The following is a 23,562-nucleotide window of genomic DNA, read 5'->3' as shown; positions in this document are numbered from 1 at the left end:
GAGCCAGAGCCAGAGCCAGAGCCAGAGCCAGAGCCGGAGCCAGAGCCAGAGCCAGAGCCGGAGCCAGAGCCAGAGCCAGAACCAGAACCAGAACCAGAACCAGAACCAGAACCAGAACCAGAACCAGAACCAGAGCCAGAACCAGAGCCAGAACCGACCACGGATTCGGAAACGGACTCTCGCGAGGACACGGACTCTGAAGATGCGGCGGACACCGCCTCAGAGGACGCGTCGGGTGAGCCCGGCGAGGGGGACGAGCCGTTCGAGGAGCCCGGGTTCGGCGCGGATTACCTGGATAACCCGCCACCCGACTACCCGCGTATCTCGCAGCGTCGTCGCGAGGAGGGGATCGTGATGCTGAGGGTCACGGTGTCGGCCGAGGGCGAACCAGTCCGCTGGGAGGTCGAGGAATCCAGTGGTTACGACCGGCTGGACGAGGCCGCGCTGTCGGCCGTCGAGCGCTGGCGATTCGAGCCGGCGCGTCGGGGTGGTCGTGCCGTCGAGGCCGAGGTCGTCGTGCCGATGGAGTTCCAGCTGCGCTAAGGCGGCCTGCTTCTTTCCAGCCGCACCCATCAAACGCAATGCCGAGTGCCAAGAGCCATGAGTGATTTCGACGTCTTTTATGTATTCCGCCACGGCGACCCGCTGCTGGTCGGGGTGTTCCTGATCCTGCTGGTCATGTCCATCGCCACCTGGACCATTGCGGCGGGAAAGTTCTTCACCCTGCTCGGTGTGCGTCGGCAGAATCGCAGGAGTCTGGCCGCATTCGAGAAGAGCCAGAGCGCTCGCCGCTTTCGTGACGTCGCGGGTGACTGCAGCGGGCCGCTTGCATCGATTGCACAGGACGGTTACCACGCGTTCGACCATTATCGTGGTGTGCGCGACGGCAGCGACAAGGCCGAGCAGCAGCTGGACGATCACGTGGTTCGCATGATCCGCCAGTCGATGGACCGCGAGAACCTGCGCATGCAGGCGGGCAATACGATTCTGGCCTCGGTCGGCAGCCTGGCTCCGTTCGTGGGGCTGCTGGGTACGGTCTGGGGTATCCATGCGGCCCTGATCGATATCTCGACGGAGGCCAGCGTGTCCATGGACCTGGTCGCCGGCCCGCTTGGCGAGGCGCTGATTGCGACGGCGGCGGGTCTGGCGGCGGCGATTCCCGCCGTGGCGTTTTTCAATGTGTTCAACCGTGCCCAGCGGCTGCAGCACCAGACGCTTGAGGCCTTCGCACACGATCTTCATGCGCTGCTGATGCATTCCGGTCTGCAACCGGGCCAGGCGCGCCGTGCCGATACGGCTCGTGACCCGGCTCAGGCTGGCACGTCCGACGGGGCCGGGCTGCCCCAGGGGGTGTGAGCGTGGCCTTTGGACGTCTGGGCGACAGCAACGAGCCGATGTCGGACATGAACGTGATCCCGCTGGTGGACGTGATGCTGGTGCTGCTGGTGATCTTCATCATTACCGCGCCGGTGATTACCCACTCGGTGGAGCTGGAGCTGCCCCAGGCGACCAGTGAGCCCGCAGACGAGCTGCCGGACAGCGTTACGCTCTCGCTGGACGGGGATGGCGAGATCTACTGGAACAACAATCCGGTCTCGTTGAACCGTCTGCCGGAACGCCTGCGCGAAACGGTCGATCAGCAGCCCGATGTGGCGATCTATCTGCGCGCGGACCAGGACACGCGCTACGAGCGGCTGGCCCGGGTGATGGCCGAGGTGCGCCAGTCGGGCGTGAGCCGCATGGCCTTTGTCTCCGAACCGGAGGCCGAGCGATGAACGCACGAGACGGAACCGTCGGCGCATCAGCCTCGCGCCCGGCCGCTGGCCCGCGCGAGGTGGCCAGCGAGGACCTGCTCGGTCCCGCGCGCCAGATCCGTATCCGGCACCGGGGCGAGTGGTACACCCTGCGCCAGACCGCCAACGACAAGCTGATTCTGACCAAATAGGTCTTTTCACAACCCGAACGCCAGCCAGCGAGAACCCGGTTCGAGCCAGCCAGCCTCCCGGCCCCGCGAAGGGGTCGACCTTGATACCAGGGAGACTGCGTCATGCTCGAAACCACCCGCAAGACACCGCTGCTGGCCGGGATCGCCAGTGCCGCCCTCGGCTTTCCGTTCGCTGTTTCGGCTGTCCACGCCCAGGAGGCGGTGCAGGCCAGCCCGCCAGAGGAAGAACAACGCCTGGCACCGGTCGTCATCACGGCGGGCGGTTTCGAGCAGGATCTCGAACAGGCGCCGGCCAGCATCTCCGTGGTGACGCGCGAAGAGCTGGAGCGCCGCGAGGTCACCAGCCTCGCGGATGCACTGCGCGGGGTCGAAGGGGTGAACGTGCGCTCGCTGGATGCCCGCAGCGGCAAGACCGGCAATCAGACGATCAGCCTGCGCGGCCTGCCCGAGGAATACACCCTGGTGCTGATCGACGGTGTGCGCCAGAACGTCTCCGGCACCGTGGCCCCGAATGCATTTACGGACGCCTCCAGCGCGTTCATTCCGCCGGTTGCGGCCATAGAGCGGATCGAGGTGATTCGCGGCCCGATGTCCACCCTGTATGGCTCCGACGCGATCGGGGGCGTGGTCAACATCATCACCCGCCAGCCGGGTGACGAGTGGGAGGGCTCCGCGACGCTGGGGCATACGTTCCAGTCGGATTCCGACTTTGGCGGCTACTCCACCCTGGAAGGCTATCTTGCCGGCCCGCTGGTGGACGAACGCCTGTCCATGCAGCTGTATACGCGTCTGTACGAGCGCTCGGCCTCCAGCATCGACATCCCCGGCACCGAGCCCAGCCTGACCGACAACCGCACCATGGGGCAGAACCCGACGAGCGCGAATGTCGAGACCTTTGGCGGCCGCCTGCTGTTCACACCCAATGCGCAGGATGAATTCTCCCTGCGGCTGGATACCACGCGACAAAGCTATGACAACTCGCGCGGACAGCTCGGGCGCCTGACGGGCACGGGCGATTCACGCGAGGACTTCCTGCGCGGCTATTCGCGCGAACTCGAGTTCCAGCGCGATCAGGTGCGCCTCGGCCATCGGGGCGATTACGACTTCGGGACCTGGGAGACCACCCTGACCCAGGATCGGGTGGAGACGCTCGGACGTACGATCAACGAGGGGGCCGTTCCGGATGCCTCGCGCGAAGGCGCGCCGCGAACGCTCCGGCTGGACACCACGATCCTGGATACTCAGGTGGTCACGTATCTGGATGACCACGTGCTGACGGTCGGGGGGCAGTATCTGCGTCCGAAGCTGGAAGACGGCATCCTGCCGGATTCGCTGTCTTTCTGGCAGTACAGCCTGTTCGTCGAAGACGAGTGGTTCATGACCGACCGGTTCACGCTGACGGGCGGTCTGCGGTTTGACGACAATGAAAACTTCAGCAGTCAGATCACGCCGCGCCTGTACGGGGTGTTCAGTGCGACGGACACCGTCACGCTCAAGGGCGGGATCGGCCAGGGCTTTCGCGCCCCGTATATCGAGCAGATCACCGACGGGGTGATCGGCTATGGCGACGGTGGCTCCACGCCGCTGTTCGGCAATCCGGACCTGGAGCCCGAGCGCAGCACCAACGTCGAGTTCACTGTTGCCTATGACAACCGCCAGGATTTCTCGGCCCAGGCGACCGTTTTTCGCAACGAACTCAAGGACAAGATCGAGCGTGGCACCGGGGCCAACGAAGGCATCGACGTGAATATTGGCGAGTCCGTGGTGCGGGGGATCGAGCTCGCGACTCGCTACCGCTTTGCGCCGAACTGGGCGTTCTCGGCCAACTACACCTGGACGGACAGCGAGGTGAAACGGGGCGGGACCGCCGCCAGCAACATCGGCGACCCGCTGGCCAGTGTGCCCGAGCACATGCTCAATGCCCGGCTGGACTGGCAGGCGACCCCGCGGGTGGAGGCCTTCGCCGAGGCCGAGTACCGTTCGAGCGCTTTCCGCCCACGCAATTATCACGAGCCGCAGGACGGTGGCAGCGCGCAGGGCGCCTACGATGCCCTGGGAGATTTCCACGGGTTCACGATGGTGAACGTCGGTGCGGCCTACCACATCTCCGAGAACGTCACCCTGAACGCGACGATCTACAACCTCTTCGACAAGGACTTCAAGGACTACCGGCCGTATGCCCGGGAGGACACCGGAGAAACCACCTTCAGCAATGTGTACAACAACATCTACGAGCCCCGGCGCCTGTTCGTTTCGCTGAATGCCCGTTTCTGATCGGTTGCCAGCGAGCCCGCCGAAAACCAGACGGCGATCACAGTGTGGCGGGGCCGGTGGGCGGAGCGGCGATCATTCCGGCTGGTTTATGGTCCCAATGCCCGAGTCCAGCAAGCGGCGGTCCTCGACAGAGGTCGCCGATTGGACTATCTACGTGAAGGATCCATTTTCCGGTAAAGGAGCGAACCGATGCTCAACAAGTCTCGACTGACGATTTTCTTCCTGGCGCTGATGCTGGCGCTGGGCGGTGCCAGCCTCGCCGGCTGTGACAACCAGGGCCCGGCCGAAGAGGCGGGCGAAGACATTGATGACGCCATGGATGATGCCGGCGATACGATGGAAGATGCGGGCGAAGAGATGGAAGACACCTTCGACAACTGATTGCAGTTGTCAGGCTTCCTGATCCCCAAGGGCAGCGGCTATGGCCGCTGCCCTTTTTTGTTCGCCGCCGATGGCCAGACAAAAAAAGGAGGGGCCAGACCCCTCCTTTCGTGCGCTTCAGGTGTGCAGGAGACTAGAAGTCCTGTTCGCCACCCCCGTCCGCGGGCGGTTCCATGCTGCCCTCTTCATCCGGCATCTGGCCGCCTTCCTGCGGGGGCTGCTGCTGTTGCATGCCTTCATCCGCCGGTGGCTGCATTGGCTCGCCCCCGCCTTGTTCCTGCTGTTCCATCTGCTGCTGCTCGAACTCTTCCATGTCCATGTCGCCTTCGCCACAGCCGACCAGCAGGGCGAACGGGGCGATTGCGAGCGTCGCCAGAATTCCAGTGGATCGTTTCATGATTGCTCTCCTTGTTGCTCAAAGGCCTTGGGTGAGTCGTGTGTGAAAACACTCTGCTTTCCGTGCAGGGGACAACGACCGTTTTCATGAGTTCGACCCGATTTTTCGGAGCGTCCCCGGCTGTGCCGGCCGTCACGAAAGACTGTGTGCTAAATCGCCCTCCACATGGGGGGGCGTTAAAGTGAACTCACTACTACCCGGAGGGTCCCCGACAATATCGGGTTCGCAAGACATAACGATGGCTGATACTCCAGAACTGGAAAATCTCGTGGAGCAGGCCCGCAAGGCCTGGGGGCGCGGCGATATCGAGGCCGCGATAGACGGCTGGCGTGCCGGTGCCGCCGCTGGGGATGCCCGCTGCGCCTACAACTTGGGTGTACTGGCCGACGAGGGGCAATATCAGCCGCGCGATCCGGAAGCGGCTGCACGCTGGTACCGGCGTGCGGCGGAGGCGGGCTTTCCGGATGCGGCCTTCAATCTCGCGGTGCTTTACGAGCAGGGCGATGGCGTCGCCCCCGATGCCAACGAGGCCGCCCGCTGGTTTCACGTAGCCGCCGAGCGCGGCAATGCCCAGGCGATGTTCAATCTCGGACTCAAGTTCGATGAGGGCCGCGGGCTGCCCCAGGACGCCGAGCAGGCCGCGCAGTGGTACCTGCTGGCAGCCGAGGGTGGCGAGGGCCGGGGTGCCGCGAATCTGGGGCGGCTGTTCGCGATGGGTGAGGGTGTGGAGCGCTCGGACGTGTCGGCGTTCAAGTGGTACGCGATCGCCGCCGAGATGGGCGTGGCCAACGCGGCCCGTTACCGCGAGCGCGTGGCCCGGGAGCTGTCTCCCGACGAACGATTGCATGCGGGCGAGAAGGCCCGCGAGTGGTTGCAAAGCCAGGGACAGCCGGTGACGCGGCTGCAATAATCGGCGGGGTTAGGTGCTTGAGGTGGCGTGACTAGACCACCACGTTAAGTTCGCGCCGTGGCTCCTCAGTGGGGCCTGCCAGGCGCACGGCCAGTTCCACTCGACGGCGCAAGGCCTCGACGCCGTCCTGCCCCAGCGAACTGCCATCACGAATCGCTGAATCGTCCAGCGTGTCGCCATCGCGGCGCATGCGGGCCGCCTCCTGCTCGGCGCTGATGCGCGCCCGGCTCGACAGTTCCTGTTCGGAACGCGCGCCGAGCTCCAGTGAGCGGTCACTCTGGTCGCCACCGCGGCGATCGCTATCCTGCTCTGCATCGTCCTCGATCGGACGGCGGGCCTCGCCGGCCTCGGGGTCGTTCAGCGGGCGGTCAAACTCCGCGGGTGCCGAGGTCTGGCCGAGTCCCAGGCGATCGGAACCGGTCGGCCGCGTGCCGAGCGGGACTGCCGCCGAGGGATTGCTGACTGGGACTTCCATCGTCCGCCTCCCGGATTCCGCCGTCTCAGGCGCGCACGTCCAGCAGCGAGCCGATCATGCGAGCTTCGGCCTGCAGGGTTTTCACCGAGGCCTCGACCTGATTCTGGCTCGCGATCATGCCGACCTGTGCGGTTGTGCTTTCGCGCCCGCCGGCCGGTTCGGTGGCCACCGTATGCGCCTGCTGGCGCAGGCTGGTGACACCGTTCTGGATGCCCGTCAGGGACGCGCTGCCATCGATCATCGGGTGAATCCGTTAAATGAACGTCTTGAAGATTATAGATCAATTACTTGGAAGACGCTTCATGCGTTGGCGAGACTGCCGGTCAGGGCATCGCGAACGGTGGAGCGGGCATTGGCCTGGCGCTGCTGCCATTGCGTCAGATCATCGCGTCGATCCTGTGCGGTCCGGCCCTCGGCCAGGCGTGCGAGGACCTCGTCGGCCACCTCTTCCGGTGTGCTGCCGCGCGAGACCAGGCCGGTGTGCTCGGCGGCCAGCCGCAGGCGGGTGGCGGCGTCCGGCTGAGCCGGATTGTCCGCCGGGCCACAAACAACGGCACTGCCGTAGGCCAGAGGCAGCCCGAGGTCCGGCGGTGTTTCGCTGGCGGCCAGTGTGCCACCGGGCAGGGTGACATGCGCGCAGCCATAGGCCGCGCGCAGGGTCTCGGGATCCTCGATGTAGTACACGCGGCTCTTGCGGGGCACAAAGGAGGTCATGAAGCGATTGTGGCGGATGATCGGGAGCGAATACTTGATCGCATCGCGGTACACCGGCTCGTAACGTTCGCGGTCTGCCGGCGCCAGCAGCAGGATCGCGGCGGTCTTGCGCAGCACGGCGAACAGTACCGCGAACGCAAAGGCCTCCTCGCCGGGCCCCGTGTTGGGGGCGAGCAGGATGGGGTGTCCCTTCTCGTGATACTCGCGGAAGCGTTCGCAGAAGTCCGTATCGGGCGTCGGGGTCGCGGGCAGTTCGACGTTTCCGGCGATCGGGTCGCCGACCACTTGTGCCTCGGGCGCGTTGCAGGCGTGAGTGCGCGCGGCGAAGATCCCGGTCCACTCGACGCCGGCCGGGGCGTCGCCCTCGGCGTTCACCCAGAGGCGGGGCACGGTGATTGCGGCGAGTGGCGGACCCAGTTCGCCCGCCGGGCCGATGACGACCACGGCCCGTGGCTGCAGGCGTGCCAGCCGCTCCCGGGCCAGATCCGGCGGCAGCGCCACGGCGGGCCGGTCACCACCCGGGTCGGGCAGTTCTCCGTCGCGCTCGGAATCGGTCACGCCGAGCGTCAGCGGGCCCGCGGTAGTGGCCAGGTCGTCCAGCCAGTCGCCGGCGGCCAGCAAGGTCTGTTTCGGGGCCAGCACGACGATGCGACCGGCACTGCCGGCAGGCACGGAGCGGGCGGTGATCCAGGCGGACAAACGTGAGAACATGGCGGGCTGTCATCCGGTGGTCAGCGGGAGGGCCGGCATTATACGAGAGCCGGCGCGCCGGGGCCGCCTCGCGTCGGGGAGTGCAAGGCATGCAGATACGCTGGATCGTGGGACTGATCGCGATGGCCGTGATCATGGCGCTGGCGATGTGGGTCTATTCCAACCCGGGCGGTCAGCGTACCCAGCAGTTCACCGACCTGCCCTGGCAGGTGCAGGTGATCGACGAACAGCGTACCCGCGTGCTGGGTTTTACGCTGGGTGAGTCGACCATGGCCGACCAGATGGGCCGTCTGCCGGTGCCGGATATCCGCCTGTTCGTGGACCCGGACGGGAGCCGTTCGGTCGAGGCCTATTACGTGAACGCGCGCATTCCCCCGTTCGAGACCAACCTGGTGCTGCGCCCGGATCTGGACGAGGCCGACCTCGATCGCATCGAGTCCCAGACGACCTCCGATCGGCCGATGCCCAGCGGGGCATGGCGCTACGGGCTGAGCGACGAGGCGCTCAGTTCGCTGGGCAATGTGCCGATCGTCGAGATGAGCTACATCCCCCGCGCGCGCTGGACCCACGACGTCCTGGAGGAACGCTTTGGCGAGCCGGCCGAGCGCATGCAGGTCGATTCCGACCACAGCTACTGGCTTTATCCGGATCGTGGCCTGGCCATTATGGTGCCGCGCCGGGGCCGCGTGCTGATGCACTTCGTGACCCAGGAGCGCTGGGCCCAGACGGTGAGCCGCTTGCGTGATGAGGGACGGCGCATGCTCGGCGAGGATCATGAGTGATCCCGCAGACGGGGCCTCGGTCCCGTTCTGGGAGCGCCCGCTGGAGACGCTGAGCCACGCCGAGTGGGAGGCCCTGTGCGATGGCTGCGGCCGCTGCTGCCTGCACAAACTGGAAGACGAGGACTCGGGCGAGCTGGCCTTTACCTGGCTGGCCTGCGATCTGCTCGACTGCGAGACCGGCGCCTGTTCGGACTACGCAAACCGCCGCAACTTCGTGCCCGACTGCATCCAGCTCACCCTGGAAGACCTGCCCAACTACCACTGGCTGCCGCCGACCTGCGCCTATCGGCTGCGCTTCGAGGGCCAGCCGCTGCCCACCTGGCACCCTCTGCTGACGGGCGATCCGGAGACGGTCAGGCACGCCCGCGTCTCGGTGGCCGGAAGGGTCATCCGCGAGTGCGATGCCCCGGATCTCCCCCTGATCGACTACGTGGTCGACTGGCCCGGCCAGGTGCCGGAGTCCGCGCGCCTGTGGCGCCCGGTGGTAAGGCTCCCGCAGGAGTAGCGATGTCGGGCTACGTCGACCTGTTCGTATACGGGACGCTGAAGCAGGGCTTCGCCAACCACCGCGCATTCTGCGCGCGGGCCCTCCGGATTCGCACGGCTACCATCGCGGGGTCGCTCTATGACCTGCCCGTGGGCTACCCCGCCGTGCAGATCCCCGACTGCAGCATTCTTCTGAAGGCCGGGCAGGACCCGGCTCGTGACGCAGGGCGTCAACACCGCTTTCGGGGGTTCGCGCCGCCTGGCCTGGAGGCGACACCGGAGGTTGTGCACGGCGAGTGGATTCGCCTGCCCGACCCGCCACGGACCCTGCCGCGCGTCGACGCCCTCGAGGGTGTACGCCCGGACGGCCGCGGGGAGTATCGCCGCGCCCTGGTGCCCGCCTGGACCGAGGATGGTCCGGCGGCCCTCTGGGTCTACTGGATGCCACGCCTGCCGCCCGGCGCGCGCCTTCTGGCGGACGGCACCTGGCCGGCACGGCCCTGAACCGCCTGGCTCAGCTGTGGTGGTCCTGTAGCGTCCGCTCCACGATCCGCGCGGGGTGTAGGATGCTGATGAGCGCAGCGAATCGCATCATTGGGGCTGAGATAGGTTCCACGCTTGAAGCGATTCGCTGCGCTCATCGCGTCCTACGCTTTGCCTTGTGGTCTGAGTGCCGGATTAGCCAGCAGCGGCGAGGAGTTCGCGGGCGTGGGTGCGGGTGGTCTCGGTGAGCTGGGTGCCGCCGATCAGGCGGGCCAGGGCCTCGACGCGGCGCTCGTCGTCCAGCGGCTGGATGGCGGTGCGGGTGCCGTCCTTGCCGTGCGATTTCTGCACCTCCAGCTGCTGGTGGGCCTGGGCGGCGACCTGCGCCAGGTGGGTCACGCACAGGACCTGATGGCGCTCGCCCAGGGTGCGCAGCTTGCGCCCGACGACCTCAGCGACCGCGCCGCTGATGCCGCTGTCGACCTCGTCGAAGATCAGCGTGGGTACGGTCTGCTGCTGGCTGGCCAGCACCTGTAGCGCGAGCCCGATACGCGAGAGCTCGCCGCCGGAGGCGACCTTCGCCATCGGCTGGGGGGCGGCGCCGGGGTTCGCGGCGACGCGGAACTCGATGTGATCCACACCGTGTGCCTGTGGCTTGTCGGCGGGCTCGATCGCGATCTCGAAGTGGCCGCCGGCCATGCCCAGCTCCTGCATGGTGTCGGTGACCGACTGGCCGATGCGCTTGGCGGTCTGCTGGCGGGCCTTGCTCAGCGCCTTGGCAGCCGAGTCGAAGGCCGTGCGGGTCTCCTGTTCGCGGGCTTCCAGGGCCTCGAGGGTCTGGTCGCCGTTTTCCAGGGCGTCCCGCTCGGTCTGAAGTTCGTCGTGCAGGCCCGGGAGGGCCTCGGGGTCGACCCGGTGCTTGCGCGCCAGGCGCAGGTACTCGCCGACGCGCTGGTCCAGCTCGGCCAGGCGCTCCGGGTCCAGTTCGATGCCGTCGGCCAGCCGACGCAGGGTGTCGCCGGCCTCAATGATCTGAATGCGCGCCGATTCCAGCAGCTCCACAGCCGGGTTGACCCGTTCGTCGTGCTGCGCGGCATCCTGCAGCGCGTGCAGCACATGGCCGATCTGGGCATCGAGTCCGGCGTCGTCCTCGATCTGCTGGCTGGCGGTCTGCAGCGCGCTCAGCACCTCGGTGCCGTGGGCGAGCTGGTTCTGCTCGACCAGCAGTTGCGGGTATTCGTCCTGGACCGGGGCCAGTTCGGCCAGCTCGGTGGTCTGGAAGCGCAGCAGGTCGAGGCGGTCGGAGGTGTCGGCCTGGCTCTCGCGGGCCTGCTCCAGCGTACGGGCGGCCTCGCGCCAGGCTTGGTGGGCCTCGCGCACGCGGGACACCGGATTGCCTTCGATGAAGCCGTCCAGCCAGTGGCGCTGAGTGTCGCGCTGCAGCAGCTGCTGATGGGCGTGCTGGCCGTGGATGTCCACCAGCCACTCGCCCAGCGTGCGCAGCTGGCCGACCGCGACCGGGCGGCCGTTGATCCAGGCGCGGCTCTTGCCCTGGCGGGTCAGGACCCGGCGCAGCAACACCGCGTCGTCATCGGGGTCCGCCAGATCCTGTTCGGCCAGCCATGTGCCGGCCGGACCCGTGTCGGGCAGGGCGAACTCCGCGGACAGGTCGGCCTGCTCGGCGCCCTCGCGCACCATGCCGGCGTCAGCGCGGTCGCCCAGTAGCTGGCCGATCACGTCGATCAGGATGGATTTGCCGGCCCCGGTCTCGCCGGTCAGGGCGCTCAGGCCCGTGTCCAGCTCCAGTTCGAGGTGGTCGATGATCGCGAAGTCGCGGATGCTGATCAGTCGCAGCATGGCGGGATCAGGGCTGCTCGCCCCAGCGCAGCTTGGTCCGCAGCACGCGCAGGAAGTAGTGCTCGCGCGGGTGGATCAGGGTCAGGTTGCGCTCGCGGCGGCGGATGCGCACCAGATCGCCCGGGGCAAAGTCGATGTTCTCCTGGCCATCCAACGCAATCTGGGCCGGCGACCGGCTCCCGCTGGACAGGCGAATCTCCACCGTGGACCGCCCGCTGACCACCAGCGGGCGGTGGTTCAGACTGTGCGGGCAGACCGGGACCATGACCATCGCATCCAGCTGCGGGGTCAGGATCGGGCCGCCAGCGGAGAGGGCGTAGGCAGTGGAGCCGGTGGGGGTGGCCACGACCAGCCCGTCGGCGCGCAGGCGGCCGATGTCCATGCCATCGATCGCGGTGTCGAATTCGATGATGCGCACTACGCTCAGCACGTGCAGCACCACGTCGTTGAGCGCGATACCTTCGTGGATGGTGACGCCGTCGCGGATCAGCTCGGCCTCGAGCATCGCGCGCGGCTCCAGCTCGTACGCGCCATCAAGGACCTCGCCCAGTTCCTCGCAGGCCGTCTCCGGAGAGACGTCCACCAGGAAGCCCAGCCGTCCGAGGTTGATGCCGAGTACCGGGGTCTCGCTGTCGGCGATCCGCCGGGCCGTCGCCAGCAACGTGCCGTCGCCGCCGATCACGACCAGCAGGTCGGCGGCCTCGGCGAGTTCGGCCAGGGGAAGCAGGGCGATGTCGTCCGGGCGGTCGAAGCCGGGGATGTCCTGCTCCATGTGGGCCTGGCGGTCGCGCGAGTGGAGTAGCTCTACCAGTCGTGCCACCAGCGGCCCCGTGCGCGAGTCGCTGGTCTTGCCCACCAGCCCGATCGTCTTGAATTCCGGCATCATGGCGGCATTATCCGGAAAAGGGCGGGCGACTGCATCCGCGGTTTCTTGACGTGTCCCGGCGCGGATCGAACACTGGGCATTGTTACTCGCCCCCATGGAGCGCTGATCACCGATGGAAAACGCTGCGATCAATCTGGATGCCAGGGCCCGTACCCTGCTGCGGACCCTGATCGAGAGCTATATCCGCGACGGTCAGCCGGTCGGCTCGCGTACCCTCGCGCGCACCTCCGGGCTCAATGTCAGTGCGGCCACGGTGCGCAATGTGATGGCGGATCTCGAGGATCTGGGCCTGATCCAGGCGCCGCACACCTCCGCCGGGCGGATCCCGACCGCGAGTGGCTACCGCCTGTTCGTCGACAGCCTGCTCGAGGTGCGCGAACCGACGGTTGAGGAGATTCGCGCGATCCAGTCGGGTTTCGACCCGAACGCGACCACCCAGGACCTGATGGGCGCGACCTCCAACCTGCTGTCGCAGGTGACGCGCATGGCGGGCATGGTGCGCCTGCCGCGCCACCGCAACGTGGCGCTCAGCCAGCTCGAGTTCCTCCGGCTGGGCGAGCGCCGGGTGCTGGCGATCCTGGTGATCGACGGCAAGGAGGTGCAGAACCGCGTACTGGAGCTGGAGCGCGACTTCGATCAGGACGATCTCCAGCGCATGGCCAACTACCTGAACGCGCACCTGGCCGGCAAGAGCCTGCACGCGGTGCGCGATGCCCTGCTGCGCGAGATGCGCGACGTGCGCGAGAACCTCGATGCGATGATGCTGGCGGCCATTGATCTGGGCGAGAAGGCCGTGGCCGGCGAAGACCCGGACGATGTCGTGGTGGCGGGTCAGACTCACCTGCTCAGCTACGAGGAGCTGGCGGACATCGACCGCCTGCGCCAGCTGCTGGAGGCCTTCAACGAGAAGCGCGAGATCCTCGGGATTCTGGATCAGTGCATCCGCAGCGACCGGGTGCAGATCTTCATCGGGCGCGAGTCCGGGCTCGACTGGTTCGAGAACTGTTCGGTGGTCACCGCGCCCTACAGTGTCGACGGGGAAGTGGTCGGCGTGCTCGGGGTGATCGGACCCACGCGCATGTCCTACGATCGCGTGATTCCGATTGTGGATGTGACCGCGCGCCTGCTGGGTTCGGCGCTTGGCGACCCGGTCCATGACACGAAATAGCCGGGCGCCCTTGAAACCGCGCCGGGTGCCCCCAGAGTCCCGATAGTCAAACCGAAATTGATTCGCGTATGCCGCCCGCAAGGTCCGGTATGCGTTCTACTTTTTCACCGATTCTACGAGGCAGACATGTCCGATCAGCGTGAACCCCAGGAACCGGCAGAAGCATTCGAGGCCGCGGATTCGGAGCACACCCAGCCCGAGGGCGACGAGGCCGTCGAGAATGCCGATGCGCGCATGCAGGAGCTCGAAGCCCTGGCCGAGGAACGCCGCGATCAGGCCCTGCGCGCCCAAGCGGAGCTGGAAAATCAGCGCCGGCGTTTCGAGCGCGAGCTGGAGAACGCGCACAAGTATGCGATGGAAAAATTCGCCTCCGAGATGCTGGAGGTGGGCGACTCCCTGGAGATGGGCCTGCAGGCTGCCCGCGAGTCCAAGGATGTCGATCGCATCATCGAAGGCGCCGAACTGACCCTGAAAAACCTGAACCGGGTGTTCGAGAAGTTTGGCATCCAGGCCGAGGACCCGACCGGCGAGCGTTTCGACCCGGAACGCCATCAGGCGATGTCCATGCAGGAAGACCCGGAGAACCCGCCGAATACCGTGGTGGCGACCATGCAAAAGGGCTACCTGCTGCAGGGTCGCGTGCTGCGCCCGGCGATGGTCGTGGTCTCCAAGGCGCCCACCTCGCCCAACATCGACGAGAGCGCCTGACCCGGTCCCTTCGGGTCGGTTTTCCGGGCGCGTGACAGGGCGTCCCTTGAAAACGCGGCCCGGGACCCCAGATTCCCGTACAAGTTGGCAGAGAGTCGTTCTCTGCCGAGCAAAAATTTTCGCATCAGGAGAATTCAGCCATGGGCAAGATCATCGGTATCGACCTCGGGACCACCAACTCCTGCGTCGCCGTCATGGAAGGCGACCAGGCCAAGGTCATCGAAAACGCGGAAGGCACCCGCACCACCCCGTCCATCGTCGCGTTCAGTGACGATGGCGAGGTGCTGGTCGGCCAGTCCGCCAAGCGCCAGGCGGTCACCAACCCGCAGAACACCATCTTTGCGGCCAAGCGCCTGATCGGGCGCAAGTTCGAGGAAGACGAGGTCCAGAAGGACATCAAGCTCGTCTCCTACAACATTGTGAAGGCCGACAATGGCGATGCCTGGATCGAGGTGCAGGGCAAGAAGATGGCCCCGCCGGAGATCTCGGCGCGCGTGCTGCAGAAGATGAAAAAGACCGCCGAGGACTACCTGGGCGAGACCGTGACCGAGGCGGTGATCACCGTCCCGGCCTACTTCAACGACTCCCAGCGTCAGGCGACCAAGGACGCCGGCAAGATCGCCGGGCTCGAGGTCAAGCGCATCATCAACGAGCCGACCGCGGCCGCACTGGCCTACGGCATGGACAAGCAGCGCGGGGATCGCAAGATCGCCGTGTATGACCTGGGTGGCGGCACCTTCGACGTCTCGATCATCGAGATCGCCGAGGTCGACGGCGAGCACCAGTTCGAGGTGCTGGCGACCAACGGCGACACCTTCCTGGGTGGCGAGGACTTCGACAACCGCCTGATCGACTACCTGGTCGAGGAGTTCAAGAAGGACCAGGGCATCGACATCAAGGGCGACCCGCTGGCGATGCAGCGCGTGAAGGAGGCCGCCGAGAAGGCCAAGATCGAGCTGTCCTCCAGCCAGCAGACGGAGGTCAACCTGCCGTACATCACGGCCGACAACACCGGGCCGAAGCACCTGGCGCTGAAGATCACCCGCGCCAAGCTGGAGAGCCTGGTCGACGACCTGGTCAAGCGCTCCATCGAGCCGTGCAAGGTCGCGCTGAAGGACGCCGGCCTGTCCGCCTCCGAGGTGGACGACGTGATCCTGGTCGGCGGCCAGACCCGCATGCCCAGGGTGCAGGAGGCGGTGCAGGAGTTCTTCGGCAAGGAGCCGCGCAAGGACGTGAACCCGGACGAGGCCGTTGCGGTGGGTGCCGCGGTGCAGGCTGGCGTGCTGGGTGGCGACGTCAAGGATGTGTTGCTGCTGGACGTGACCCCGCTGTCGCTCGGGATCGAGACCATGGGCGGCGTGATGACCAAGCTGATCGAGAAGAACACCACGATCCCGACCCGGGCCAACCAGGTGTTCTCCACCGCCGAGGACAACCAGACCGCGGTGACCGTGCACGTGCTGCAGGGCGAGCGCGACATGGCCAGCGCCAACAAGTCGCTGGGCCGCTTCGACCTTCAGGACATCCCGGCCGCGCCGCGCGGCGTGCCGCAGATCGAGGTCACCTTCGATATCGACTCCAACGGCATCCTGAACGTCTCGGCCAAGGACAAGGCCACCGGCAAGGAGAACAAGATCGTGATCAAGGCCTCCTCCGGCCTGTCCGACGAGGAAGTCGAACAGATGGTCAAGGATGCCGAGGCCCACGCCGAGGAAGACAAGAAGTTCCAGCAGCTGGTCGGCGCGCGCAACCAGGCCGATGCCCTGGTGCACTCGGCCGAGAAGTCGCTGAAGGATCTGGGCGACCAGGTTTCCGACGAGGAGCGCTCCGCGATCGAATCGGCCGTCGCCGAGGTCAAGCAGGCCATGGAGGGTGATGACGCCGAGGCCATCGAGCAGGCGACGCAGAAGCTGGCCGAGGCCTCCGGCAAGCTGGCCGAGAAGGCCTATGCCCAGAACGCGGATGCCGCGGGCGAGGCCGGGGCCGAGCAGGCCGATAGCGGCCAGCAGGGCGACGATGTCGTGGATGCCGAGTTCGAGGAAGTCGACGACGACCAGAAAAAGCAGGGCTGATGCCACACCCGGTGGGGCCTTGTGTCCCACCGCCAGGGAGGCCCGCGCGTTTCCCTGTCGTTTTAACGCCGCGCCCGGGGTACTCTCCGGGCGTTTGCGTGAAGGCACTCCGCGTTCACGCGAACATTCGGGCTAGCTGGGAATGACCATGTCACAACGCGACTATTACGAGGTGCTGGGTGTCTCCAAGGACGCCTCGGCCGCCGACATCAAGAAGGCCTTTCGCCGCCTGGCGATGAAGTACCACCCCGACCGCAACCCGGGGGACGAGGAGGCCGAGGCCAAGTTCAAGGAGGCGCGCGCCGCCTATGACGTCCTCAGCGACGACCAGAAGCGGGCCGCCTACGACCGCTACGGCCATGCCGGTGTCGATGGTGGGGCCGGGGGTTTTGGTGGTGCCGGGGCCTCCAATTTCTCGGATATCTTCGAGGATATCTTTGGCGACATCTTCGGGGGTGGCGGTGGCCGCGCGCGCGGTTCGCGTGCATTCCGCGGCTCCGACCTGCAGTACAACCTGGATCTGACCCTGGAGGAAGCCGTATTCGGCACCGAGGTCAAGATCCGCATCCCGACCACGGTCAGCTGCAAGGCCTGCGATGGCTCGGGTGCCGAACCGGGGACCTCACCGGAGACCTGCCCGACCTGTAACGGCGTGGGCCAGGTGCGCATCCAGCAGGGCTTTTTCTCGGTGCAGCAGACCTGCCCGCGCTGCGAGGGCTCGGGCAAGATCGTCGCCAGCCCCTGCAAGGCCTGTAACGGCAACGGCCGGGTGCAGGAGCAGAACACGCTGGACGTGAAGATCCCCGCCGGGGTCGACAGCGGTGACCGCATCCGCCTGGCCGGCCAGGGAGAGGCCGGGGTCAACGGCGGCCCACCGGGTGATCTCTACGTGCAGGTGCGGGTCAAGCCGCACAAGCTGTTCCGCCGCGACGGATCGGATCTGCACATCGAGGTGCCGATCTCGTTTGCCACCGCCGCACTCGGCGGCGAGCTGGAGGTCCCCTGCCTGGATGGTCGGGTGAAGCTGAAGGTGCCGGCCGAGACCCAGACCGGCAAGCAGTTCCGCGTCGGTGGCAAAGGCGTGCAGTCCGTGCACGGGGGTGGTGTCGGCGATCTGATCTGCCGGGTGACCGTGGAGACCCCGATCAACCTGACCAAGGAGCAAAAGGCGCTACTGCGCCAGTTTGAGGATTCAACTCAGGCGGGCGGCACCAAGCACAGCCCGCAGGCGCACTCCTGGCTGGATGGCGTGAAGGGCTTTTTCGAGGACCTGAACTTCTGGTCGAAATAGGCTAGGGAAACACTGATTTAATCGCACGTCCGCGCTCGAGTCGCTTTTGCGTGCGCACAAGGCGCGGTGACCGCCGTGCAGTCATTCTGCACAAGGGAGCCGCAACGCCGTGCGCGCGCCCGTTTTTGATCAACAACGGGCGGCCGAGCCCCTGCCTTCAATGGCTTGTGGGGTTGGTGCCCCCTGTTCCCCGATCCTGCGTTGCGCCGCTTGCAGGTAGAACCACTACCCGCTGCACGACGCGCCTTGTCTCGGAAAACAGGGGGCACCAACGCGGACGTGCGATTGAATCAGCGTCTCCCTAGGTCAGGTCGCCTCGAAGTCGAACGTCGGTTTGGCCAGGGGGACTGGATGAAGTACCCCTGCACCAGGTTGACGTTCAATCCGTAGAGCACGGCGAGCACGCTGGCATCCTCGACGTGCGGCACGATCACCTGCTTGCCCTTGGCGTGCGCCGCGTCGACGTACTCGCGGATCGCCTCCTGGTTTTCCTCGTTCTCCGCCAGCCCTTCGACGAACGAGGGGTCGAGCTTGATGTGATCGGCCTCCAGATGCTGCAGCAGCTGGAACGGGTTCAGGCCATTGCCGAAGTCGTCGATGCACAGGTGGCTGTGCATCTCGACCAGGCCGCGCGACACATTCATCGCCGGCTTCAGGTTGGTGACCACAGTCGGCTCCTTGAGCTCGACCACGACGTTGTCGGCCGGGATGCGCAGGGCGTGCAGGTCATCGTTGAGCCAGCTGACCACAGTCGGGTCGCCCATTGAGCCGGTGCCCAGCTTCAGGAAAAACTGGGTCTTGGGCTGGGTCTTCAGGCACCCGGCGAGTTCGGTCAGCGCGGTCTTGACGATCCAGCGATCCACTGCCGGGGCCATGCCGGTGCGTTCGGCCGCAGGCAGGAAGGCAGGGGGTTCGTGCAGGTGGCCGTCGGCGTCGCGCAGGCGCACGAACACCGAATAGCGTGGCCGGTCGTTGCCGTGCAGATGCACGATCGGCTGGAAGCGAAGCTCCAGGCGGTCATGGTCCAGGGCGTCCTGGATGCGCAGCTTCCACTGCTGGTCGGCCTGGCCCTGGGTCAGCTCGCCTTCGGCCGGGTGGTAGAAGCGATGGACGCCGCCGCCTGCCTCGACCGCTTCCTCCAGCGCCCGGTGGGCCTGGTCGAGCAGATCCTCCGTGCTGGGGGCGCTCTCATCGGCGATCACCGCGCCGGCTGACAGGGTGCAGTTGGTCGACGACTGGTTGAGTTCGAAGACGTGCCCGGTGACGGCCTGCATCAGGCCGTGGATGCGCTCCTCGACCTCCTGGCGACGGGTCTCTGGCGCCAGCACGCCGAAGTGTTCGCCCTCCAGGCGCGCGGCAATCGCGGGTTCGGGGAAGTGATCCTCGATCAGCTTGCCCATGTCGGCCAGGAGCAGGTCGGCGGCGGACATCCCGACCTTCGCGCGGATCTCCGCGAAGCGGTCGACCGCCAGGGTCAGCAGGGCGAAGGGTTTCTCCGTCTCCTCGGCCCGGGTCTGAGCGCTCTCGATCGCGGACAGGAAGTGCTGGCGGTTGTACAGGCCGGTGACCAGATCGCGCTGCGAGAGGAAGTCGATTCGCTCCGCCAGCTCGGGGTCTTCCTGGCTGGCTTCCAGCTGGAGCTGGGTGCAGGCCTCGCCCTCCACGCTTGCGGCGGACAGGCGCAGGTCGGCCTCGAATGGCAGGCCATCGATACTCTGCAGGTGGAAGTGGGCGCGAGCCGTATCGCCTTCCTCGCCATTCTGGAAGCGGCGCAGCAGCGCCTTCATCTCGCCGCGGTTATCGGCCGTGACCAGGTCCATCAGTGGCAGCCCGTCGACCTCGTCGGGATCCTCGATACCGAAGCGCTCGCGCCAGGAGGCGTTCGCGTACAGGTGCATGCCCTCGTGCACATAGGCGATCGCATCGCGCGAGTTGTCGAGCAGCAACTGACAGCGGTTTTCCGACTCGTGCAGCGCGGCCTCGAGGCGCTGGACGCGTTGGCGCAGGCGCCGTTGTTCGGCCGCACGGATGGCCATCAGGCTCGCCAGTTCCACCTGTTCGTGATCGACCACGGCGAAACTCCCGGCTTCGTAGTCCAGGACACGCTCGGGCTCCGGGCGCTCGGTCAGCAGGACCAGCGGGATGCGGCGCCCACTGTCGCGCAGGGCGGTATCGACCACCTCGCGCGAGAGCGCGAGACCCGGCTCGATCAATACGACCACGTCGTGTCGAGTGTTCTCCAGCGCGTTGATCAGGTCATCCTGGGTCTCGACCTGTTCCGGCCGTACCGCGCTACCCCGCGTACGAATGCTGCTGATGACTTGCTCGGCGAGATTCGGGTTTGCCGTGACGAAGAGGATTCGGATGGTTTCGCTCATGCGGGTCCATTATTTGCGTTCGCGCGGTGTGAGCGACAGCCCGGATCGGACCTGCTCGGTCACCGCTTCGTTGGCTTCCATGTCATCGGGAGGCGGTTCTCCCAGCGTCAGATCGGTCATCCGGCAGCCGGTTTCGGTAAACAGTGTCGTACCGGTGCGCTCGCTGTCCAGTGCCAGGACGCGCGGGCGCCCGGCCAGCCAGCATACGAGGCGGCTCTCGTGGTCGAATACCTGGGCCGGCATGAACAGCGCCGCTCCGCCGCGATCCCTGCGCAGCGAGGCAAAAAGACCCGGGTGCGCCGGGCCGGCCGCACGGCCATTACGGTACTCCTGTAGTTGCACCGGAAGGCCGCGTTCGGCAAGAAATTCCACCCCGATGCTGATCTCGATCTCGCTTTCGTAGCGGATCCAGCGCAGGACCCCGATCGTCCAGTAGTGGTCGTCGGGGTGGCGCAGGGCGGCCAGGTCGCCAATCAGTAGTGACTGGCGGGGCTGAGCCAGCCGCAGGCGCAGTCCGCCCGCCCCGATGTCGTCCACGGTCCATTGCTCGGGGGGATGCCGCTTGGTGATCGGGGTGCGGGGCTCGTCCGGACGGGCACTCTCCAGCCCGCGGCCGACGTTCTCCCACGCGGCTGCGGCCGTATCGGGCGGCCCATCTGCCAGCTTGCGCAGCTCGGACGGTGGCCGGTGCGGGCTCGCGGCGTCCACCAGGGCAAAGTCCGAGCCCCGCTCGGCGGCGGTCGACATGTGGTAAACGCCCACCCGATCCGTGTCCCGCGTGACTCCGCTTGGAGGGAATGCATCCGATGTGCCGCGCTTGCGCTCCTCCAGTTCCTCGCACAGGAAGTGCTGGATGCGCTTGATCCCCAGCAGGCACAGGCGGTGCTGGCCCTCGGTGGTTTCGCGCGAATGCTGGCGGGTGGGCAGCTGCGACCAGAGCCGCAGCAGCCGTTCGGTCAGGCTGCGCTCGTCCGGGCGCCGGTGCGGTTCCAGGCGGCGGGGTTCCTCTCGCAGCTGCTCCAGCACCGGTCCGAGTTCGACGCAACAGTCGCTGTGCAGCCGCGCGTGCTCGCGCAACGTCAGCCCCGGAGGGTGGGCGCTGTCTAGGGCCGCACAGAGGACCGGGAGGTCGGGGTGCGGGGCTGCGGACAGCCCTTCGGCACAGGACAGCGGCAGCCGGTCCAGCCAGCGAGCCAGCAGGTCGACCTCGCCCACCTCCAGGGCATTTGGGTCGCTGCCGCCCAGCAGCATCAGACGTGCTGCCAGGGTCTCGACCGGGGCCATGGACAGGGGCCCATAGCGGGGCTCGTCACGGGGCTGTGCCTGCGCGAGGTTCTGTGCGCGGGCCCATGACAGGATGGCGTAGGTACGCTGCCAGAAGTCATCCGGGAGCGGTTGATACAGGCGCCAGTGGTGCACGGCCTGGGCGGCGCTCAAGGCCAGGGCAGCCTGCAACGCGCGCGCACCGCGTTCGCTCTGCCCGTGGTGTTCGCGTGCAACCAGGAGCCAGGCGGTGAGCAGGCTGTCCAGTGCCTCGGCCTGCTCCCGCGCGCGCCTCAGACTGCGCGCCCCCAGGGGGAGCGTGCGCTGGGAAAGGGATCTTCCGTTCCGCTGCAGCAAGGGCAGCAGGGGCTCCTCCAGCAGGGTGATCAACGAGTAACGAACCCCGGGTTCCAGCGCGAGACTGTTCAGTTCTCTCAGGGCCTGACGCAAATGGGAAAAGGCCGATTCCGGGTCGGCCGACGGGAGCGCTCGACACCACTGGCGCAGGCTGCGCGGCTGGCGATGCGGGAAGCTATCGGTGCCGGCTGAGCGGGTTGGCAGTTTGGGCAGGATGTCGGTCATGAGGGGGTCTGGGGGTCGCACCGTTGGTGGCGGGGCATCCGTTCACTGTAGCACCTCCCGAGGGGGGGCTACTCAAGACCTCTGTGCGCGTCTTCACAGCGCGGCCCAACGGGGCGTCTTGCCGGGCTCGCCGGGGATCTCGCGGACCAGGCGGGGGACCAGGTAACCGGGCAGCCGGGTATGCAGGGCCTGGTGCAACTCCAGCGCACGGTGTTCCGCGACCTCGAAATGGGCGGTGCCGCGGGTGCGGTCAAGCAAGTGGAGGTAATAGGGCAGGACCCCGTGGCGAAAGCCGGCCTCCTGGAGTTCGCACAGGGTGTCCGGGTCATCGTTGATCCCGGCCAGCAGTACCGCCTGATTCAGCAGTGTGACGCCCCGCGCGTGCAGACGCGCAAGGGCGGAGGCGGCCGGATCGGCAAACTCCCTGGGGTGGTTGGCGTGCAGGACCAGTACATGATGCAGGCGCCCCTTGCCCAGCCAGCTCAGGAGTTGCTCGTCCACACGCTCCGGCAGGACGACCGGCAGCCGCGTGTGGATGCGCAGGCGCTCGAGGTGGGGGATGGCCTCCAGGCGCCGGACCAGATCGGCGAGGCGGCGGTCTGACAGCGACAGGGGGTCGCCCCCGCTCAGGATCACCTCGCGGATGGAGGTGTCGGCGTGAATGTAGGCAATCGCTGGCGCCCAGTCGTCCTGGGATGCGTTGTGCTCGGCATACGGAAACTCGCGGCGGAAACAGTAGCGACAGTGCACCGCGCAGGCCCCGGTCGTCAGCAACAGCACGCGACCGTGGTACTTGTGCACGAGACCCGGGGCGGCCAGGGCGTCGTGGTCGCCCACCGGATCCGCCACGAAGCCCGGGTGTTCCTCGCTCTCCTGCTGCTGCGGGAGGACTTGCAGCAGCAGCGGGTCTTGCGGGTCCGCCTTGCGCATGCGTGCGAGGTAGCTCCTCGGGACGCGCACCCGAAACAGGGTATGGCCCGCGTGCAGGCCGGGCAGGTGAGCCGGGTCCAGTTCCAGTTCGCGGGCCAGGGTGTCGGGGTCGCGGATCGCGCGGGCGAGCGCCTGCTGCCAGGCCGGGGTGGTGTCCCCCGTGTGGGTTCGGTCGCTCGGCTGGGTTCCCTGCGGCGTGCGCGTTATCATGATGGGCTTTGTGGGCATGGCGGACTCGTTAGTGGGCGGTCATGTCCGCGCCACGCAATCGCTTGAGGACTGACGCGCAATGGCAACCTACAGTACCAACGAATTCAAGGCCGGTCTCAAACTCCTGCTGGATGGCGACCCGCAGGCCATCGTCGAGAACGAATTCGTCAAGCCGGGCAAGGGCCAGGCTTTCAACCGCGTCAAGCTGCGCAACCTGCGCACGGGGCGGGTGCTGGAAAAGACCTTCAAGTCCGGTGAATCGGTCGAGGCGGCCGATGTTATGGATACCGAGATGCAGTATCTCTACAACGATGGCGAGTTCTGGCACTTCATGGTGCCGGATACCTTCGAACAGTACGCCGTCGGCGAGGCCGCGCTGGGCGGCTGCGGTCAGTGGCTGAAGGAGCAGGACGTCTGCACCGTAACCCTGTGGAACGGCGAACCGCTGTCGGTGGTGCCCCCGGCCTTTGTCGAGATGAAGATCACCCAGTGCGATCCGGGCGTGCGCGGTGATACCGCCCAGGGTGGCACCAAGCCCGCAACGCTCGAGAGCGGTGCTGTGGTCAAGGTCCCGCTGTTCGTCGAGGAAGGCGAGACGGTCAAGGTCGACACCCGCTCCGGCGAGTACGTCTCGCGCGTCTGATCGTCGCGGGGACGGC

At 66.8% G+C, this 23,562-nt stretch carries 23 protein-coding genes and 1 pseudogene; 15 read left to right on the top strand and 9 right to left on the bottom strand.

Translation table 11 applies throughout. The features are described 5' to 3' along the window. From F579_RS15410 to F579_RS0106900, 6 genes are all read left to right on the top strand, one after another. A partial coding sequence (locus F579_RS15410; RefSeq protein WP_231376172.1) for a TonB family protein occupies positions 1-543 on the top strand: 543 nt, incomplete at its 5' end. Positions 544-600: 57 nt separating this feature from the next. Beyond that, positions 601-1,356, top strand: coding sequence for a MotA/TolQ/ExbB proton channel family protein (locus tag F579_RS0106920; protein WP_019023835.1), 756 nt, complete (start codon positions 601-603; stop codon positions 1,354-1,356). A 2-nt stretch (positions 1,357-1,358) separates the two neighbouring features. Continuing rightward, on the top strand, positions 1,359-1,775 hold the full coding sequence (locus F579_RS0106915; RefSeq protein ID WP_019023836.1) for a biopolymer transporter ExbD: 417 nt from the start codon (positions 1,359-1,361) through the stop codon (positions 1,773-1,775). Next, entirely contained in the window at positions 1,772-1,945 is a 174-nt protein-coding gene (gene hemP / locus F579_RS14990; protein ID WP_019023837.1) for a hemin uptake protein HemP, read from the top strand. The genes F579_RS0106915 and hemP overlap by 4 nt, the downstream gene beginning before the upstream one ends. Positions 1,946-2,047: 102 nt before the next feature. Then, the gene (locus F579_RS0106905; RefSeq protein WP_019023838.1) at positions 2,048-4,219 is read left to right on the top strand and encodes a TonB-dependent receptor domain-containing protein; all 2,172 of its coding nucleotides are present in this window, start codon (positions 2,048-2,050) and stop codon (positions 4,217-4,219) included. A gap of 189 nt (positions 4,220-4,408) precedes the next feature. Then, positions 4,409-4,600 carry a hypothetical protein gene (locus F579_RS0106900; protein ID WP_012981859.1) on the top strand — a complete coding sequence of 64 codons (192 nt, stop codon included), beginning with the start codon at positions 4,409-4,411 and terminating at the stop codon, positions 4,598-4,600. A gap of 133 nt (positions 4,601-4,733) precedes the next feature. Here F579_RS0106900 and F579_RS0106895 read toward each other — a convergent pair whose 3' ends face one another. After that, positions 4,734-4,997: a hypothetical protein gene (locus tag F579_RS0106895; protein WP_019023839.1), complete on the bottom strand. Its 264-nt coding sequence runs from the start codon at positions 4,995-4,997 to the stop codon at positions 4,734-4,736. Between the two features lie 238 nt (positions 4,998-5,235). On the opposite strand from F579_RS0106895, the gene F579_RS0106890 reads away from it, so the two are divergent. Beyond that, positions 5,236-5,907 (top strand): tetratricopeptide repeat protein, encoded by a 672-nt coding sequence (locus F579_RS0106890; protein ID WP_018137666.1) that lies wholly within the window; start codon positions 5,236-5,238, stop codon positions 5,905-5,907. A 31-nt stretch (positions 5,908-5,938) separates the two neighbouring features. Here F579_RS0106890 and F579_RS0106885 read toward each other — a convergent pair whose 3' ends face one another. Genes F579_RS0106885 through F579_RS0106875 form a run of 3 tightly spaced genes read right to left on the bottom strand, consistent with a single transcriptional unit; the run spans position 5,939 to position 7,807 of the window. Further along, positions 5,939-6,382, bottom strand: a complete 444-nt coding sequence (locus F579_RS0106885; RefSeq protein WP_019023840.1) for a hypothetical protein — start codon at positions 6,380-6,382, stop codon at positions 5,939-5,941. A gap of 25 nt (positions 6,383-6,407) precedes the next feature. Next, complete coding sequence (locus F579_RS0106880; RefSeq protein WP_019023841.1) at positions 6,408-6,623, bottom strand: hypothetical protein; 216 nt, start codon at positions 6,621-6,623, stop codon at positions 6,408-6,410. 59 nt (positions 6,624-6,682) lie between these two features. Next, positions 6,683-7,807 carry a hypothetical protein gene (locus tag F579_RS0106875; protein ID WP_019023842.1) on the bottom strand — a complete coding sequence of 375 codons (1,125 nt, stop codon included), beginning with the start codon at positions 7,805-7,807 and terminating at the stop codon, positions 6,683-6,685. Between the two features lie 89 nt (positions 7,808-7,896). On the opposite strand from F579_RS0106875, the gene F579_RS0106870 reads away from it, so the two are divergent. Genes F579_RS0106870 through F579_RS0106860 form a run of 3 tightly spaced genes read left to right on the top strand, consistent with a single transcriptional unit; the run spans position 7,897 to position 9,579 of the window. After that, positions 7,897-8,589 carry a hypothetical protein gene (locus tag F579_RS0106870; RefSeq protein ID WP_019023843.1) on the top strand — a complete coding sequence of 231 codons (693 nt, stop codon included), beginning with the start codon at positions 7,897-7,899 and terminating at the stop codon, positions 8,587-8,589. Beyond that, a complete protein-coding gene (locus F579_RS0106865; RefSeq protein WP_019023844.1) occupies positions 8,582-9,094 on the top strand; it encodes a YcgN family cysteine cluster protein in 513 nt (170 codons plus the stop codon). Before F579_RS0106870 ends, F579_RS0106865 begins: the two co-directional genes overlap by 8 nt. A 2-nt stretch (positions 9,095-9,096) precedes the next feature. Next, positions 9,097-9,579 carry a gamma-glutamylcyclotransferase gene (locus tag F579_RS0106860; protein ID WP_019023845.1) on the top strand — a complete coding sequence of 161 codons (483 nt, stop codon included), beginning with the start codon at positions 9,097-9,099 and terminating at the stop codon, positions 9,577-9,579. Positions 9,580-9,753: 174 nt separating this feature from the next. On the opposite strand, the gene recN is transcribed toward F579_RS0106860, so the two are convergent. Next, positions 9,754-11,415: a DNA repair protein RecN gene (gene recN / locus F579_RS0106855; RefSeq protein WP_019023846.1), complete on the bottom strand. Its 1,662-nt coding sequence runs from the start codon at positions 11,413-11,415 to the stop codon at positions 9,754-9,756. Positions 11,416-11,422: 7 nt separating this feature from the next. Then, on the bottom strand, positions 11,423-12,301 hold the full coding sequence (locus F579_RS0106850) for an NAD(+) kinase (RefSeq protein WP_019023847.1): 879 nt from the start codon (positions 12,299-12,301) through the stop codon (positions 11,423-11,425). A 112-nt stretch (positions 12,302-12,413) separates the two neighbouring features. Between F579_RS0106850 and hrcA the strand changes: the two genes are divergently transcribed. From hrcA to dnaJ, 4 genes are all read left to right on the top strand, one after another. Continuing rightward, complete coding sequence (gene hrcA, locus F579_RS0106845) at positions 12,414-13,469, top strand: heat-inducible transcriptional repressor HrcA (RefSeq protein ID WP_018649079.1); 1,056 nt, start codon at positions 12,414-12,416, stop codon at positions 13,467-13,469. Positions 13,470-13,595: 126 nt separating this feature from the next. Continuing rightward, a complete protein-coding gene (grpE, locus tag F579_RS0106840) occupies positions 13,596-14,177 on the top strand; it encodes a nucleotide exchange factor GrpE (RefSeq protein WP_019023848.1) in 582 nt (193 codons plus the stop codon). 140 nt (positions 14,178-14,317) lie between these two features. Next, the gene (gene dnaK, locus F579_RS0106835; RefSeq protein ID WP_019023849.1) at positions 14,318-16,249 is read left to right on the top strand and encodes a molecular chaperone DnaK; all 1,932 of its coding nucleotides are present in this window, start codon (positions 14,318-14,320) and stop codon (positions 16,247-16,249) included. A 142-nt stretch (positions 16,250-16,391) separates the two neighbouring features. Beyond that, the gene (dnaJ, locus tag F579_RS0106830) at positions 16,392-17,540 is read left to right on the top strand and encodes a molecular chaperone DnaJ (protein ID WP_019023850.1); all 1,149 of its coding nucleotides are present in this window, start codon (positions 16,392-16,394) and stop codon (positions 17,538-17,540) included. 306 nt (positions 17,541-17,846) lie between these two features. Here dnaJ and F579_RS14630 read toward each other — a convergent pair. The 3 genes and pseudogenes from F579_RS14630 to epmB form a co-directional block, all read right to left on the bottom strand. After that, a pseudogene (locus F579_RS14630) lies at positions 17,847-19,918 on the bottom strand (EAL domain-containing protein). Between the two features lie 9 nt (positions 19,919-19,927). Further along, a complete protein-coding gene (locus F579_RS0106820; RefSeq protein WP_019023852.1) occupies positions 19,928-21,763 on the bottom strand; it encodes a hypothetical protein in 1,836 nt (611 codons plus the stop codon). Positions 21,764-21,856: 93 nt separating this feature from the next. Further along, on the bottom strand, positions 21,857-22,903 hold the full coding sequence (gene epmB / locus F579_RS0106815) for an EF-P beta-lysylation protein EpmB (RefSeq protein WP_196800380.1): 1,047 nt from the start codon (positions 22,901-22,903) through the stop codon (positions 21,857-21,859). Positions 22,904-22,982: 79 nt separating this feature from the next. Here epmB and efp point away from each other — a divergent pair, with 79 nt between their 5' ends. Further along, entirely contained in the window at positions 22,983-23,546 is a 564-nt protein-coding gene (gene efp / locus F579_RS0106810) for an elongation factor P (RefSeq protein WP_012981878.1), read from the top strand. Positions 23,547-23,562: the final 16 nt, after the last annotated feature.

Source organism: Thioalkalivibrio sp. ALJ21, from assembly GCF_000378605.1.
Lineage (GTDB): Bacteria > Pseudomonadota > Gammaproteobacteria > Ectothiorhodospirales > Ectothiorhodospiraceae > Thioalkalivibrio.
The sequence above is the reverse complement of the archived record's forward strand: the minus strand, read 5'-3'. Positions and strand labels throughout refer to the sequence as shown.